Source organism: Sulfitobacter maritimus (assembly GCF_013346665.1).
In the GTDB taxonomy this organism is placed as follows: Bacteria; Pseudomonadota; Alphaproteobacteria; order Rhodobacterales; family Rhodobacteraceae; genus Sulfitobacter; species Sulfitobacter maritimus.
The window spans coordinates 617706-632973 of the sequence record NZ_JABVBB010000038.1 but is presented as its reverse complement, the minus strand read 5'-3'; the positions used below and the strand labels follow the sequence as shown (position 1 = coordinate 632973).

13 protein-coding genes are annotated in these 15268 nt (G+C 61.1%); 6 read left to right on the top strand and 7 right to left on the bottom strand.

The window, feature by feature from the left end:
* Positions 1-5: 5 nt before the first annotated feature.
* A complete protein-coding gene (locus HTT03_RS17840; protein WP_174861123.1) occupies positions 6-1364 on the bottom strand; it encodes a formimidoylglutamate deiminase in 1359 nt (452 codons plus the stop codon).
* Positions 1365-1450: 86 nt separating this feature from the next.
* On the opposite strand from HTT03_RS17840, the gene hutI reads away from it, so the two are divergent.
* From hutI to HTT03_RS17815, 5 genes are all read left to right on the top strand, one after another.
* On the top strand, positions 1451-2662 hold the full coding sequence (gene hutI, locus HTT03_RS17835; protein WP_174861122.1) for an imidazolonepropionase: 1212 nt from the start codon (positions 1451-1453) through the stop codon (positions 2660-2662).
* Positions 2659-4197, top strand: a complete 1539-nt coding sequence (gene hutH / locus HTT03_RS17830; protein WP_174861121.1) for a histidine ammonia-lyase — start codon at positions 2659-2661, stop codon at positions 4195-4197. The genes hutI and hutH overlap by 4 nt, the downstream gene beginning before the upstream one ends.
* Positions 4194-4994: an N-formylglutamate deformylase gene (hutG, locus tag HTT03_RS17825; protein WP_174861120.1), complete on the top strand. Its 801-nt coding sequence runs from the start codon at positions 4194-4196 to the stop codon at positions 4992-4994. Before hutH ends, hutG begins: the two co-directional genes overlap by 4 nt.
* Complete coding sequence (gene hutU, locus HTT03_RS17820; protein WP_174861119.1) at positions 4991-6670, top strand: urocanate hydratase; 1680 nt, start codon at positions 4991-4993, stop codon at positions 6668-6670. Before hutG ends, hutU begins: the two co-directional genes overlap by 4 nt.
* A 132-nt stretch (positions 6671-6802) precedes the next feature.
* Positions 6803-7594, top strand: a complete 792-nt coding sequence (locus HTT03_RS17815; RefSeq protein WP_246253591.1) for a potassium channel family protein — start codon at positions 6803-6805, stop codon at positions 7592-7594.
* A 13-nt stretch (positions 7595-7607) separates the two neighbouring features.
* Here the strand turns inward: HTT03_RS17815 and HTT03_RS17810 are convergent, their stop codons facing one another.
* Positions 7608-9242, bottom strand: a complete 1635-nt coding sequence (locus tag HTT03_RS17810; RefSeq protein WP_174861118.1) for a BCCT family transporter — start codon at positions 9240-9242, stop codon at positions 7608-7610.
* A 48-nt stretch (positions 9243-9290) separates the two neighbouring features.
* Positions 9291-9554: a hypothetical protein gene (locus HTT03_RS17805; RefSeq protein WP_174861117.1), complete on the bottom strand. Its 264-nt coding sequence runs from the start codon at positions 9552-9554 to the stop codon at positions 9291-9293.
* On the opposite strand from HTT03_RS17805, the gene HTT03_RS17800 reads away from it, so the two are divergent.
* Complete coding sequence (locus HTT03_RS17800) at positions 9553-10206, top strand: GntR family transcriptional regulator (protein WP_174861116.1); 654 nt, start codon at positions 9553-9555, stop codon at positions 10204-10206. The genes HTT03_RS17805 and HTT03_RS17800 overlap by 2 nt on opposite strands.
* Positions 10207-10210: 4 nt before the next feature.
* Here HTT03_RS17800 and HTT03_RS17795 read toward each other — a convergent pair whose 3' ends face one another.
* The 4 genes from HTT03_RS17795 to HTT03_RS17780 form a co-directional block, all read right to left on the bottom strand.
* The gene (locus HTT03_RS17795) at positions 10211-11896 is read right to left on the bottom strand and encodes a M14 family metallopeptidase (RefSeq protein WP_174861115.1); all 1686 of its coding nucleotides are present in this window, start codon (positions 11894-11896) and stop codon (positions 10211-10213) included.
* The gene (locus HTT03_RS17790) at positions 11893-12732 is read right to left on the bottom strand and encodes an ABC transporter permease (RefSeq protein ID WP_174861114.1); all 840 of its coding nucleotides are present in this window, start codon (positions 12730-12732) and stop codon (positions 11893-11895) included. The genes HTT03_RS17795 and HTT03_RS17790 overlap by 4 nt, the downstream gene beginning before the upstream one ends.
* A 4-nt stretch (positions 12733-12736) precedes the next feature.
* The gene (locus HTT03_RS17785; protein ID WP_174861113.1) at positions 12737-13660 is read right to left on the bottom strand and encodes an ABC transporter permease; all 924 of its coding nucleotides are present in this window, start codon (positions 13658-13660) and stop codon (positions 12737-12739) included.
* Positions 13661-13732: 72 nt separating this feature from the next.
* Complete coding sequence (locus HTT03_RS17780; RefSeq protein WP_174861112.1) at positions 13733-15256, bottom strand: ABC transporter substrate-binding protein; 1524 nt, start codon at positions 15254-15256, stop codon at positions 13733-13735.
* Positions 15257-15268: the final 12 nt, after the last annotated feature.

Below are 15268 nucleotides of genomic sequence, written 5' to 3'. Positions count from 1 at the left end.
GGGGTCTAAACCGCAGCCATCAGCGTTTGCAGGGCGGCCCTGTAGGCGCTGGTGATCGCGTCTCGGTCCCTATGCCGACCGCCCGCTACCGCGTGGCGTCCGGCGGACCAGACATCCGTCACCACATCCGCCTTGGCGGCGAAAACGAGCCCGTCGAGCAGCTGGTCTTGGCGCAGCGTACAAAGCGCGGGTGTGGTGCTGTCAATCGCCAACAGGTCGGCCCATGCGCCCACCGCGATCTCTCCCGCGCCGCGCCCAAGCGCCTGCGCCCCGCCCCGTGCGGCCCCGGTATAGAGCGCCTCACCGACAGAACCCTCTGCCGTGACCATCACATTACGCGCCACATCGCGCAGACGCTGCGAATATTCCAACATTCGCAATTCTTCGGCCAAGCCGATCAAGACATTGGAGTCCGACCCAACACCAAAGGCTCCGCCTGCCTCAAGGTAGGCAGGCCCATTAAACGGCCCGTCGCCAAGGTTCGCCTCGGTCACCGGGCAAAGCCCCGCCACCGCGCCGGATTGGGCCATCTGCTTGGTCTCCGCCGTGGTCATATGGGTCGCGTGGATCAGACACCATCTGGAAGAAACATCGACATGATCCAACAACCACGCCACCGGCCGCGCGCCGAGCCAGCTTACAATGTCACGCACCTCCTGCGGCTGCTCCGCGATATGGGTATGAATTGGCCCGTCCGGATGCGCCGTTAAAACCGCAGCAAGGTCATCAGGCGATGTGGCGCGCAAAGAATGAGGCGCGATACCCACCTGACAATCCGCAGGAAGCTGTGACACCTGTGCCTTTGCCCGCGCCACCAAAGCATTGAACTGCGCCACCCCATTGCCAAACCGCGCCTGCCCCGGTTGCAAAGCCTGCTGCCCAGCCCCGCCGTAGGTATAAAGTACGGGAAGATGCGTGAGCCCGATCCCGGTGGTCTGCGCAGCCGCTGCGATCCGAGCGGAAAGCTCGCCCAGATCGTCGTAGGCCGCACCGCCGGGCTGGTGATGGAGGTAGTGAAACTCCCCCACAGCGGCATAGCCCGCCTCCTGCATTTCCATAAAGGTAAAGGCCGCAATCGCTTCGATCTGCTCTGGCGTCAGATGTTCGGTAAAGCGGTACATCAGTTCGCGCCATGTCCAAAAGCTGTCTTTGCCCGCCATGCGGTACTCTGTCATCCCGGCCATGGCCCGCTGAAAACTGTGGCTGTGCAGATTGCCAAGGGCGGGCAAGAGCGTGTCGACCCGCAGATCAGACGCTTGAGGCTTTTGATCCACGTCCACTTCCGTGATGCGCCCCTCTGACTGCGAAATACGCACATCTGACGCCCAACCATCGGGCAGTTTGGCTTGTTTGGCGAAAATCATAACGGCGACCCCTCGTTTTTATGTATAGACATAAAGCACGTTTGATCGTACTAGAAAAGTGAAATTATCGTCGGGAGGGAACGGATATGGCCGAAAACAGCAGAGTCTTTACGGATCTTAAGGCCGCGACGATGGAATCAGCGGACACCCCCTATGGGATGATCGAAGACGCCGCCATCGTGGTGCAGGGGGAGCAAATCGCATGGGTCGGCCCAGTCGCGGCGCTACCCGAAGCGCATAGCGACCTGCCGCGCAGCAGCCTTGAAGGCCGCCTTGTCACCCCCGGCTTGATCGATTGTCACACCCATATTGTCCACGGCGGCGACCGGGCGGTTGAATTTGAGATGCGCCTCAATGGGGCCAGCTACGAAGAGGTCGCACGCGCGGGCGGCGGCATTGTCTCTACCGTCAAAGCCACCCGCGCCGCGAGCGAAGATGACCTCTTGGCCGACGCTCTGCGCCGCGTCGATGTGCTGATCGCCGAAGGTGTGACGGTGCTTGAGATCAAATCTGGCTACGGTCTGGATACCGACACCGAGCTACGGATGTTGCGGGCCGCCCGCGCCATTGCCACCAAACGCCCGATCCGCGTGAAAACCACCTTCCTCGGCGCCCATGCGACCCCGGCGGACTATGCCGGGCGCGATGACGCCTATATCGATGAGGTCTGCATCCCTGCCATGCGTGCCGCCCATGCCGAAGGGCTGGTCGATGCGGTTGACGGGTTTTGCGAGGGCATTGCCTTTCAACCCGCGCAGATTGCGCGTGTCTTTGATGTGGCGCGGGAATTGGGCTTGCCGGTCAAACTCCATGCCGAGCAACTGTCAAACCTTGGCGGTGCCAAGCTCGCGGCCTCCTATGGCGCTCTGTCGGCGGATCATATCGAATATCTCGACGAGGAGGGCGTCATAGCCATGGCCGAGGCGGGCACTGTCGCCGTGATCCTGCCCGGCGCCTTTTACACTCTGCGCGAGACCCAAGCCCCGCCCATCGCGCTGCTGCGCAAACATAGTGTGCCAATGGCGCTGGCGACGGATATTAACCCCGGCTCCTCGCCGCTCAATTCCCTGCTGCTGACGCTGAACATGGGCTGCACCCTGTTCCGCATGACACCCGAAGAAGCACTGCGCGGCGTGACCCAACATGCCGCCCGCGCTCTGGGCCTGAAAGACTGCGGCACCCTCGCCCCCGGTATGCGTGCCGATCTCGCGGTCTGGGATGTCAAACACCCGGCGGAACTGGCTTACCGCATCGGTTTCAACCCGCTTCACTCTCGCATTTTCGGAGGTACCGCGTGACCACATTGACCCTCACCCCCGGCGCCGTCACTCTGGACGATCTCGCCAAAATCTATTGGACCGAAGCCGCCGTCCGGCTCGACCCCGCCTGCCATCCTGCCATTGAGCGCGCGCAGGCCCGGATCGCCAAAGCCGTGGCCGGCACCGATGCCGTCTATGGCGTCAACACCGGTTTCGGCAAACTCGCCTCGGTCAAGATCGCGGCAGAGGATACGGCAACGCTGCAACGTAATCTGATCCTCTCGCATTGTTGCGGTGTTGGCCCTGCGATCCCGCGCCGCCACGCACGGCTGTTGATGGCGCTCAAACTGCTGAGCCTCGGACGCGGCGCGTCTGGCGTCCGGCTTGAGGTTGTGACGCTGATCGAAGACATGCTCGCCAAGGGCGTCACTCCGGTCATCCCGGCACAGGGGTCTGTCGGCGCTTCAGGCGACCTCGCCCCGCTGGCCCATATGGCGGCAGCGATGATGGGCCATGGCGAGGCGGAGTTTGAGGGCAGGGTCATGCCCGGTGGCGAAGCGCTGAAGGCCGCAGGGCTGACGCCTATTGAGTTCGGCCCCAAGGAAGGCTTGGCGCTGATCAACGGCACGCAGTTCTCCACCGCCTTTGCACTGGCGGGTCTTTTCGGCGCATGGCGTGCGGCACATTCGGCGCTGGTGACCTCGGCCCTATCGACGGATGCGATCATGGGCTCCACCGCCCCGCTGCAACCGGAAATCCACGCCCTGCGCGGTCATCGCGGCCAGATTGAGGCGGGCGAGACCATGCGCGCGCTGCTCTCGGGCTCGGAAATCCGCGAGAGCCATATTGTCGATGACGCCCGCGTGCAGGACCCTTACTGCATCCGCTGCCAGCCGCAGGTCACTGGCGCTGCGATGGATGTGCTGCGTCAGGCCGCCCGCACGTTGGAGATTGAGGCCAATGCCGCCACCGACAATCCGCTGGTGCTGATCGATGCTGATGTGATCGTCTCGGGCGGCAACTTCCACGCAGAGCCAGTGGGTTTCGCCGCCGATATGATCGCGCTCGCCATTGCCGAGATTGGTGCCATCGCCCAACGCCGCGTGGCGCTGATTGTCGATCCGGTGCTGAGCTTTAACCTGCCGTCTTTCCTGACGCCTAACCCCGGTCTGAACTCTGGCTATATGATCGCCGAGGTGACCACCGCCGCGCTGATGAGCGAGAACAAACATCTCGCCACCCCCTGTGTGACCGACAGCACGCCAACGTCGGCCAACCAAGAGGACCATGTCAGCATGGCCGCCCACGGTGCGCGGCGTTTGGGGCCGATGACCGACAACCTCAACCGCATCCTTGGGGTCGAACTGCTTTGCGCGGCGCAGGGCATCGATTTCCGCGCCCCGCTGGCCACCAGCGACACGTTGCAACGGGTCGTGGCGCGGGTGCGTCAAGACGTGGAGACATTGGGCGAAGACCGCTACCTCGCCCCTGATCTGGAACAGGCGGCGCAGATGATCGCCAGCGGCGACATCGTGGCCGCAACTGGCGTGGACATGCCGGAGTTGCTCGCATGACCCCGGTCGAGGTGCAACGCGGCGACAGCCCGATCATCCTGGGTCTGCCCCACACCGGCACCTATGTGCCGGAGGCGATCATCGCCAAATTGAACAGGCGCGGTCAGGGGTTGGATGACACGGATTGGCATATCCATCAACTCTATGACGGGCTGCTCCCCGGCGCGACCACGGTGCGGGCAACGTTTCACCGCTATGTGGTAGACGCCAACCGCGACCCGTCGGGGGTCTCGCTCTATCCCGGTCAGAACACCACCGGGCTGGTGCCGCTCACCGACTTTGAAGGACGCGACATTTGGACCGACGCGCCGGATGAGGCGGAGGTTGCGGCCCGCCGCGAGACCTTCCACGCGCCCTATCACGCGGCGCTGGAAGCGGAGATGGCGCGGGTGCGTGATCTGCATGGGGTCGCGATCCTTTATGACTGTCATTCGATCCGGTCTGAAATCCCGTTTTTGTTCGAAGGCACCCTGCCCGACTTCAACATCGGCACCAATATGGGCGCCACCTGCGCGCTCGAGATCGAAGCCGCTGTGCAAGACATCTGCGCAGCGGCAGAAGGCTATACCTCGACCACCAACGGCCGTTTCAAAGGCGGTTGGACCACGCGGCACTATGGCCGGTCCGGCGAGGGGTTCCACGCCATCCAGATGGAACTGGCGCAAAGCACCTACCTTAGCGCCGAGGCCGCCCCTTGGACCTATGACACCGCCAAAGCCGACCGCCTGCGGGCACATCTAAAAACCATCCTGACAACCTTGGCCGATCTGGCCCCGACACTGAAAGGCACGACATGAGCGATCCGCGCAAAAACACCCGTGACGTTTATCCCGCCACCGGCACCGAACTGACCGCCAAGAGCTGGCTGACCGAAGCCCCCCTGCGGATGCTGATGAACAACCTGCATCCCGATGTGGCCGAGAACCCGCATGAGTTGGTGGTTTACGGCGGCATTGGCCGTGCGGCGCGGACGTGGAAGGACTACGACCAGATCGTCGCCTCCCTGCGTGCGCTGGAAGAGGACCAGACACTGCTGGTGCAATCTGGCAAGCCGGTTGGTGTATTCCAGACCCACAAAGACGCGCCGCGCGTGCTGATCGCCAACTCCAACCTCGTGCCACATTGGGCGAATTGGGATCACTTTAACGAACTCGATAAAAAGGGTCTGGCGATGTATGGCCAGATGACCGCTGGTTCGTGGATCTACATCGGCTCTCAGGGCATCGTCCAAGGCACCTATGAAACCTTCGTCGAGGCCGGTCGCCAGCACTACGGTGGTGATCTCAAAGGCAAATGGATCCTGACCGGCGGCCTTGGCGGCATGGGCGGGGCGCAGCCCTTGGCGGCGGTCATGGCGGGCGCTTGCTGCCTTGCGGTCGAATGCAACCCCGACAGCATCGATTTCCGTCTGCGCACCCGCTACGTTGATGAAAAGACCGACAGTCTCGACGAAGCGCTTGAGATGATCGAGCGCTGGACGGCGGCGGGCGAAGCGAAATCCGTGGCACTCTTGGACAATGCGGCGGATGTCTTCCCCGAATTGGTCAAACGTGGTGTACGGCCCGACATCGTGACCGACCAGACCTCTGCCCATGACCCGGTGAACGGCTACCTGCCGCAGGGTTGGAGCATGGCCGACTGGCGCGAGAAGCGCGAAAGCGACCCCAAAGCGGTCGAAAAAGCCGCCCGCGCCTCGATGAAAGTGCATGTCAAAGCGATGGTGGACTTCCACGCCGCAGGCATCCCCACGGTGGATTACGGCAACAACATCCGCCAGATGGCGCTGGAAGAAGGGCTCGACAACGCCTTCGACTTCCCCGGCTTTGTCCCCGCCTATATCCGCCCACTGTTCTGCCGTGGCGTCGGCCCCTTCCGCTGGGCGGCGCTTTCGGGCGATCCGGAGGACATTTACAAGACCGATGCCAAGGTAAAGGAAATCTTGGCCGAGGACAGCCACCTACACAACTGGCTCGACATGGCCCGCGAACGCATCTCCTTCCAAGGGCTGCCCGCGCGGATCTGCTGGGTCGGCCTTGGCGTGCGCCACAAACTGGGACTGGCGTTTAACGAGATGGTCCGCAATGGCGAACTCAGCGCGCCCATCGTCATTGGCCGCGACCACCTCGACAGCGGCTCTGTCGCCTCTCCCAACCGTGAGACGGAAGCGATGAAAGACGGCTCTGACGCGGTGTCGGACTGGCCGCTGCTGAATGCGCTTCTCAACACCGCGTCGGGCGCGACGTGGGTCTCGCTGCACCACGGTGGCGGCGTCGGCATGGGCTTCTCACAACACTCCGGCATGGTGATCTGCTGTGACGGCACCGAAGACGCAGACCGCCGCATTGAGCGGGTGTTGTGGAACGATCCGGCTACCGGGGTGATGCGCCACGCCGACGCGGGCTATGACGAAGCGCTGGACTGTGCGCGTGAAAACGGCCTGAACCTGCCCGGCATCTTGGGCGCGGCTGACTAAACGCTCCGCCTCTGCCTCCGGCCACTTGCTGGGGGGCAGAGGCATTGCACTGGCCAGGCGTGCCATTCGGGAAAAGTCAATGAACGCAGCCCTCTGCGGCTTCTACCATGGTCCCGCGCAAAACCCTGTGGCATGCTGCAAAACATGGAAAAGCTGCACCACAAAATCCGCCTGCTCTACACGGGCCACAGCACCCGCGCACGGCGGTTTCGCTTTGGGCTGATCGGTTTCGACATTGTGACGATCATCTATTTCATCGTCACTGTCGCCCTCCCCGAGACGCCAGCGATGACTGTCCTGAACGCTCTGCTGGGGGGAGTCATCGTCATGGATTTCTCTGCCCGTCTTTGGATTTCGCATAACCGGAGGCGCGAGATCATGCGGATCTATACGCTTGCCGATATCGCGGTGGTATTGTCCTTGCTGCTGGCCCCCTTCATCTCCGGCAACCTAGCGTTTCTACGGGTCCTCAGAGGCTTGCGCCTGATCCACGCCTACCACCTGCTGCGCGACCTGCGGCATGAGAGCCACTTTTTCCGGAAACACGAAGACGCGATCCTCGCGGCGGTGAACCTCTTTGTCTTTATCTTCGTGACGACCTCGCTGGTCTTTGTCTTGGCCTTTGGTCCGAGATCGGGTCCGGCGGGCTATATCGATGCGCTCTATTTCACCGTGGCCACGCTGACGACAACCGGCTTTGGCGACATCACGATGACCACACCGGGCGGCAAGCTCCTGTCTGTCTTCATCATGGTCTTTGGCGTCGCACTTTTCGTGCAGCTGGCGCGAGCGATTTTTCAGCCGTCCAAGATCAAATACAAATGCCCCGTTTGCAGTCTGAATCGGCACGAAACCGATGCGATACACTGCAAACATTGCGGCGAGCCGATCAAGATTGAAACCGAGGGGGACGCGGGGGCGTAATCTCAGCGCTCCTTCACGTTTCCACCCCGCTCTTCGTCTCCAGCGCGCGCAGTTCAGGCCGTTCGTTTACTGAAACATTGTCGATATTCTCATTGGTAAAGCCGCGTATCAGCGAGGGGATCATCATGCAGACCAATATAAAAATCGGCAGGCCGACCACGGTGATAACCTGCTGCAAAGCGGTCAAACCCGCGTCGCCTGTCAGGACGATCAACATCGCCGCCACAAGCCCTTCGGCCACGCCCCAAAACACCCGCTGACGCACCGGGCCGGGTTTGGCATGGCCGGTGCAGAGCATGTCGACCACCAGCGATGCCGAGTCTGAAGACGTCGCAAAGAAGATGGCAACAATGACCACGGCGAAACCCTGAACGAATTGCGTAAAGGGGAAGTGCTCAAGGAAAGCAAAGATCGCCAGCGGCACGCTTTCGGATACCGCCCGGCTGATCTCTCCCGCTTGGTCGCCCAAGGCGGTACGGGCGGCAGCGCCGATGCCGTCGAAATGCATCGCCTGCCAGCCGAAAATGGAGAACCAAACCAAAGTGAAGGCCGTGGGCGCAAGAAGCACGCCGAAAACGAACTCTCGGACCGTCCGACCGCGCGAAATACGCGCAACGAAAAGCCCGATAAAGGGGGACCAAGTGACCGTCCACGCCCAGTAGAACACGGTCCAATTCCCCTGCCAGCCCCAATCTTGGTTAGAGGGGTTTTGGTTTGCCAACATGTCGTTCCAAAAGGCCAACCGGGGGAGGTTTTCGAGGTAGAGCCCCACGGTCTCCACCATGCCGCGCAGCAAAAACAAGGTGGAGCCGGTCACCAGCACGAAGATCATCAGGACCACCGCCATGCCGATGTTGAGGTTCGACAAAAGCTTCACGCCCTTATCCAGCCCCACAACAATGGACCCCACCGCCACCATCGTCAGCACCGACAGGATCGCGATTTTCAGAAACGTATTGGCGTCCCAGCCAAAGAGCGCCGAGAGCCCTGCAGCGATTTGCGAGGACCCCAACCCAAGCGAAACCGCAACGCCAAAGATCGTGCCGAGAATGGACGCGATATCAATGGCTTTCCCGATCGGCCCGTGAATACGGTCGCGCAGCAAAGGATAAAAGACCGAGCTGACCCGAACCGGCAGATCATAGCGGTTGATGAAATAGGCAAAGGCCAGACCGGGCAGCGTGAAGATCGTCCAAGTGTGCAGGCCAAGGTGATAGATCGCGATTGAGATTGCGTCTTTGGCGGCTTGCTCGGAATAGGGTTCCACCCCCGGCAGCGGCGGGGCGGAAAAATGGCTAATCGGCTCCGCCACGCCCCAGAACATCAACACGGTCCCGATCCCGCCCGCAAAAAGCATGGTAAACCACGACAGGTTTGAATACTCAGGCGTCGATCCGGTTGGCCCCAAGCGGATGTGACCATGCTGAGACATGGCGGCCCAGATCAGAAAACCCAGCCAGACATTGACCCCCAAAATGAAAAACCAGCCAAGGTTGGTGACCACCCAAGCGCGCCCTGCGGCAAATGCGCTGCCGATGGCATCTGGCGCGGCGATGAGCACTATGACAAAAGCAACGGTCAGGCCCGCAGAAATAAAAAAGATGGTCGGGTCGGTCTTGAGGCCGAGGCGTCGCGCTAGGTTTTCCACAGTGGCTCCCTTCGTGGGGGTGACCTTGCTGCGAAACATCAAGGCCGATCAGGTGGTTAACGATTGAATGGCCGGTGCCGTTCCGAATAGGATGGCTGAAAATTTTACCGGACCTGCCCATGTTGCGGCGGTCTGTGCTTTATCACCTCTCATCATCAGGCGCGTCTGACCGTGGCAAGCATGCTTCTGCTGCCCCGGCATGCGTCCTACGGCATCACCAAATGCCGATATCGGGTTGAAAAATAGATAAATTTTAGGCAAGAGACAACGACATTCCGTCCCCTCCTTGATCAGCTTTCCGGTATTGCTCATGTCCAAACCCGTCACATCATTGGCAAGCCGTGTGGCGGATCAGTTGCGGGATCAACTGACCTTGGGTGAGCTTTTACCCGGCCAGCGCCTGTCCGAGGAAGCGCAGGCGCAGCGCATGGCCGTATCACGCAATACGCTCAGAGAAGCCTTCCGGATGCTGACCCATGACGGCTTGCTCGTCCATGAGGCCAACCGCGGTGTGTTCGTCGCAACCCCGTCGCTCGATGCGATCATCGACATCTACCGCGTGCGGCGCTGCGTTGAGATTCCGGTCCTGAAAGCCGCACATCCGCATCATCCCGCTGTCGCCCATATGGCCGCCGCTGTTGAGGCCGGGCGGCGCAGCAAGGACCAGGAGGATTGGCGCGGTGTGGGCAATGCCAATATGGATTTCCACGCCGCCATCGTGGATTTGGCCGACAGCCCGCGATTGACTGCTTTCTACGGCAACCTATCGGCGGAACTGCGGCTGGTCTTTGTGGCTCTTGGCACCGCGCGGTGGCTGCATATGCCCTATATTGAGATGAACAGCGCGATCCTCAAACGCCTTCAAGACGGCTCGGGGGCCGAGGCCGCCGATCTGCTAGAGACCTATCTTGCTCAGTCTGAACGCACGGTGCTTGCCGCCTTTAGCGACTGCAACCGCAGCTAACCTCTCAAACGCTGCCCAAGCGCTGCCAAGCGTCATGGGCGGCCAAGACAGTGTGCATCTGCGCATCGTGACCGGCGATGAAAGCTGCGCCATAGAGGGTTTCATCAGGGTATTCCGTGATCAAGGTCAGCGGCACGCTATGGCGGTCATCCTCGTGAATGTAGCAGGGAAAGCCGTTGATCATCTCAAAACCGGTCTCGCCCGCATGGAGCCGGTAAAGATCGATCTGGCGCTTGTTGAAGTCTGCCAATCCCGGCACGTCCATCAGCCTTTGGGTCACGTCTTGGGTCAACTGACGGGCGACACCGGCCCAATCGGGCAGATGGCGCATGATCAAGAAGAACCCCTTTGGCACCGTCCACATCGCGAAACCGCGGGGGATATAGCCGGTCATGGGGCGGGTCCATTCATGGGCGGGATAGCCGTGCAAATTGATATGAAGCAATGCGCCCGAGCGCTGCTCGGCCTCTTGACGGATGGCCTTTTCATAAAGCGCGCGCGGTGTCGCGCGGTACTCCAGATCATCGCCAAGCGCCGTATAGCGTGCCGCATGAAGCATGTGACGCGGGGTGAGCGCGGCCAATCTGCCATGCAAGGCATAGCCGTCCGGGTTCTCCATAGGCGAGATCACGAAATCCGCCTCCTCTCTCGCCAAGCGATGCGCGGCCCGCAGAGCACCGACCACAGGCGTGGTTTCATTGGCGTGCTGACCTGCTGAGATCATAACGGGTTTGCCCCGGCCCGCATGGTGATGGGCCAGCACTTCGCGCCCGGCGCGGCTGGTCGTGCGGAACGCGTCGCCACCGATCTTTTCCAACTCTGCTCCGATCTCCGCGATCGACAGGGGCGCTGTCGCCTGTTCCAAGGGCTGGGCCACTCCGCCCCGGTCGGCAGTGTGATAGGGGCGCATTGTGACGCTGATCTGCGCGGTGTCCCCCTGCTGGACCTCTGGCACGATCTGGCCGGGCTGAAGGTGGCGGTCGCCAAGGTCGCGGCCAGAGTGGCGTTGGAAGAACTCCAGACAGGAGAAATAGAGGTCCTCATGCAGCGCTTCGACAAGGCTCACGACCTCGTCGTCATAGCCAAGGTCGAAATCCGCCGCCGGGACTGTAGCACTGATGTTCAGCTCTTCAAAATAGGGTTCTTGATCGCCCCAGTCATGCGCGGTGACGGCGCTCATGGCGCCGTGAAACAACTGTTCGTAGTCGGTCTCTAACCGCACTGCGCCTGCGTCATCAATCAACCAGCCCGTTGGCGATAAAACCTGCTCTCCGACGTGATCGGCATGGAGTCGGTTAGGGGCCAAAACATCATGCTGTTCTTCCCCGTCCGGATAGGTCAACCGCACCTGATAGCAGGTGCCAGACGCGCCCTTTTCAAAGGTCATCGTGGCATCTGGATAGAGCGCCGCCAGAGGGTAGGTTTCGAGCAAAAACCGGTTCGGCACGGCGGCTTCATGATGCGGCCATAGGATATGCGCGGCCGTGAAGCCGGGGCGCGCCTCTTCGAGAAAGAAATGCAACAGCGGTTTATACGCACTGCGAATCCGCGCGCTGATCCCCCTCGCGGCCAGTTGTTCTTCAGCCTGACGTCGCGCGGCCCGGTCGTCAAATGTCCACGCCTCAAACGGGCCTTGCGCCTGCGCCACCAAGGTATCAAGCGTGCGCTGCGCGGAAAACTGATAGATCATTTCTGTGTTCTCCCCGTGGGGTCAAGCGTATCACGCAGCCAGTCGCCCAAAAGGTTCAGGCCCAAGACTGTCAGCAAAATGGCGACGCCGGGAAAGACACTGACCCACCATGCATTCTGCAGATAGGTCCGCCCATCCGCCAGCATCCCGCCCCAGCTGGGGATCGTTGGATCGACGCCCAGCCCAAGGAAGGTCAGGCTGCTTTCGAGCAAAATGTTATTGGCCACGTTCAGCGTCATCAGCACGACGACCGGCCCCATCAGATTGGGCAGCAGGTGGCTCATGATGATGTTGCGGTTCTTCACGCCAATGGCGCGGGCGGCCAGAACGAATTCCCGGTCGCGCAGCGCCAAGACCTGCGCCCGCACCAGACGGGCATATTGCACCCATTGCGACACAATGAGCAGGATGATGGTATTGGTCAGGCTCCCACCCACGATGGCGATGATGGTGATCGCCAAAAGGATGAACGGCAGCGCCAGCTGCACATCGGCAAAGCGCATGACGATGATGTCCCAGACACCTCGGTAATAGCCCGCGATCAGCCCCATCAGCACGCCGACCACCACGGAGCCAAGGACGGACAGAAAGCCAACCTTGAGCGAAATCCACCCGCCGACAAAAATCCGCGCCATGACATCGCGACCTAAGGGATCGGTGCCGAGGAGATGATCGGGCCGCTCGAACGGCGGCACCAGACGCGCCATCAGATCAATGGCGCCCACATCGGGAAACAGCCAACGCGACAGCAGCACGCCGATCACGATAAAGGTTGTCAGGCCAGCGCCGAGGATGAATTCAAGCGACCAGTAGCGGGATTGGAAAAATGCGGTCATGGACTTACTCCGTCCGAATTCGGGGGTCGATCAGCCCGTAGGCGATATCGACCAAAAGGTTCACCATCACGATCAGCGTAGACAGGATCATGATAACGGATTGCAGAACCGGGTAGTCCCGCGCGGCCACGGCATCAAAAGCCAGACTGCCCATGCCGGGCCAGTTGAACACCCGTTCCACCACAACGATCCCGCCCAGCAGGCCGCCGAATTGCAGGCCAAGGAAAGTGATCAAAGGGATCGCAGAGTTGCGCAGAGCATGTTTGTACAGAACGCTGCGCTCTGACAGCCCCTTGGCGCGGGCCACCATCACATATTGCGACTGCATGACTTCGAGCATCGAAGTGCGCACCAGCCGCACGTTGGTCGCCGTCAGGATGACCCCCATGGTCAGCGCAGGCATCACCAAAGTTGCCCAGCCGGTCATGCCGCTGGGGGGCAGCAGATGCAGGGTGATTGAGAAAAGCAGCACCAGCATCGTCGCCAGCCAGAAGTTCGGAAAGGACAGGCCGACCAGCGACAGGATGCGGATCACCTGATCCTCCCATTTGCCGCGCCGGATGGCGGCCCGGATACCCAGAGGGATCGAGATCACGATCGACACCAGCAGCGACGAAAAGGCCAGCAACAGCGTGGCGGGCAAGGCGCCTGCGATGAGGGTCGATACTTCGGTGCCGCCAAGGAAACTGCGGCCAAAGTCCCATGTAAACAGACCCGACAGGGTCGCCAGATACTGTTTTAGAAACGGCTCGTTCAGGCCCAGCCCCTCGCGGATGCGTTCAAGATCGGCCTCGGTGATATCCGTGGCCCCCTGTGCCACGATCAATGCCGGATCGCCCGTCATACGCACCGCGACAGAGACGATCAGCGTGACAACGACGACAACGAAAATGGCCTGGGCCAGACGTTTTAAGAGGAAACCGGCCATGAAAGAACCCCACGAGGTATTAGGAAGAAGACCCGCGGCGGCAGCAGACCTGCCCCGCCGCGGTGGTTTGCTTTACTCGACCGACACTTTGTCCAGACGCAGACGGTTGTCCGGTGCCGGTTCAAAGTTCTGGACGCGCTTGTTGATCGCGTAGATCGCGTTCATGTTGTAGAGCGGCATCTCCAGCGCACGATCGGCGGCATAGGCGGCGATCTCTTGCAGCACCTTTTCCCGCTCGGCTTGGTCCGTCATGGGGCGCTGCTTTTCGAGCATCGCGTCCAGTTCGGCATCGCTGTCGTAGGGGTTCCACTTTTGACCGGTGTGATACATCGCATAGGCGGTGTTGTCGTAGTCAAAGGTCCAACCGCCCCAGCTTTGCTGGAACATCTCGCCGGTTTTGCCCTGCGGAATGATGTCGTTCAGCAGAACGTTGGTCTCATAGGGTTTGATCGTGGCGTTTACACCGGCCATCGACAGATAGGCGGCCACGGCCTGCGCAACCTCGTTAAAGGTGGCGTCATTGCCGCGGGTGTTGATCTCCACGCTGGCGCCGGGTTCGACACCGGCTTCTTTGAGCAGCGCCTTGGCCTTTTCAAGATCGTAGGGCAGCGGCTCCATGCTCTCGTCATAGCCAAAGGACCGCGCCCCTTGGAAAGACGCGATGACCGAGGCTTGCCCGGCCAGAATGGTATCCACGATGGCATTGCGGTCTACCGCCATGATCAGCGCTTTGCGCACGTTTTCATCGGCAGTGATGCCATTGCCGGTGTTGAACCGCAGCGCGGTCACGGTTGGGCCGGGGGTCGAGATGATCTCAAGGTTCTCAGCCGCTTCGATGGTCGGGATCATGCCCACCGGAACGGAAGGCGGGATCACCACGTCAACGCCGCCGGACTGAAGCTCAGCCAGCGCTGTCGAAGGCTCTGCGATAAAGCGGTAGTCAACCTCGGAAAGCTCCGGCGCGCCGCCCCAGTAGTCTTCGTTGGCGGCCAAGGATGCGCCCACTTTCGGCGAATAGGAGGTCATTTTGAAAGGACCGGTGCCGACCGGTTTGATGTTGAACTCCGCATCACCCACTTCGGCGATATACTGCGGCGGCACGATCATGGCGCCGTAACCGGCCAGTTTGGTCAGCAGAACCGGGTCAGGCTGGGTCAGGTGGAAATCGACGGTGGTCTCGTCGATGATTTCGACCTCTTTAATCGAGGTGTAGTTGGCCTGCTGCGGCCCCTTGGCACCCTCTTCGCCCAGCAGACGTTCAAAGGTGAATTTCACGGCTTCGGCGTTGAACGGCTCACCGTTGTGGAAAGTCACGCCTTCGCGCAACTCAAAGCGGATGCGCATGCCTTCATCAAGGGTTTCCCAAGATGTCGCGAGCGCGGGCACAAGCTCCATGTCCGGGCCACGATAGGTGAGACCTTCGAAAACGTTGGTCGCCAGCGACGCCCAGTTGATCAGGAAGGTATCGATGGGGTCCCAGCTGCCGGGGTCTTGGGGCGAGGATACGGTGATCTTGCCGTCGGCCAGCGCGGGCGCGGCAAAGCCGGTCGCGGTGAGCGCCAGCGCAATCGCTGTTGCTGTCAGTGTCTTTTTCATGTGGTCTTTCCT

Bases quoted from the DNA above. Each gene is read 5' to 3' on its own strand.
- HTT03_RS17840 (WP_174861123.1), bottom strand. From the start codon at position 1,364: ATGATTTTCGCCAAACAAGCCAAACTGCCCGATGGTTGGGCGTCAGAT.
- hutI (WP_174861122.1), top strand. From the start codon at position 1,451: ATGGCCGAAAACAGCAGAGTCTTTACGGATCTTAAGGCCGCGACGATG.
- hutG (WP_174861120.1), top strand. From the start codon at position 4,194: ATGACCCCGGTCGAGGTGCAACGCGGCGACAGCCCGATCATCCTGGGT.
- hutU (WP_174861119.1), top strand. From the start codon at position 4,991: ATGAGCGATCCGCGCAAAAACACCCGTGACGTTTATCCCGCCACCGGC.
- HTT03_RS17815 (WP_246253591.1), top strand. From the start codon at position 6,803: ATGCTGCAAAACATGGAAAAGCTGCACCACAAAATCCGCCTGCTCTAC.
- HTT03_RS17800 (WP_174861116.1), top strand. From the start codon at position 9,553: ATGTCCAAACCCGTCACATCATTGGCAAGCCGTGTGGCGGATCAGTTG.
- HTT03_RS17805 (WP_174861117.1), bottom strand. From the start codon at position 9,554: ATGAGCAATACCGGAAAGCTGATCAAGGAGGGGACGGAATGTCGTTGT.
- HTT03_RS17795 (WP_174861115.1), bottom strand. From the start codon at position 11,896: ATGATCTATCAGTTTTCCGCGCAGCGCACGCTTGATACCTTGGTGGCG.
- HTT03_RS17790 (WP_174861114.1), bottom strand. From the start codon at position 12,732: ATGACCGCATTTTTCCAATCCCGCTACTGGTCGCTTGAATTCATCCTC.
- HTT03_RS17785 (WP_174861113.1), bottom strand. From the start codon at position 13,660: ATGGCCGGTTTCCTCTTAAAACGTCTGGCCCAGGCCATTTTCGTTGTC.
- HTT03_RS17780 (WP_174861112.1), bottom strand. From the start codon at position 15,256: ATGAAAAAGACACTGACAGCAACAGCGATTGCGCTGGCGCTCACCGCG.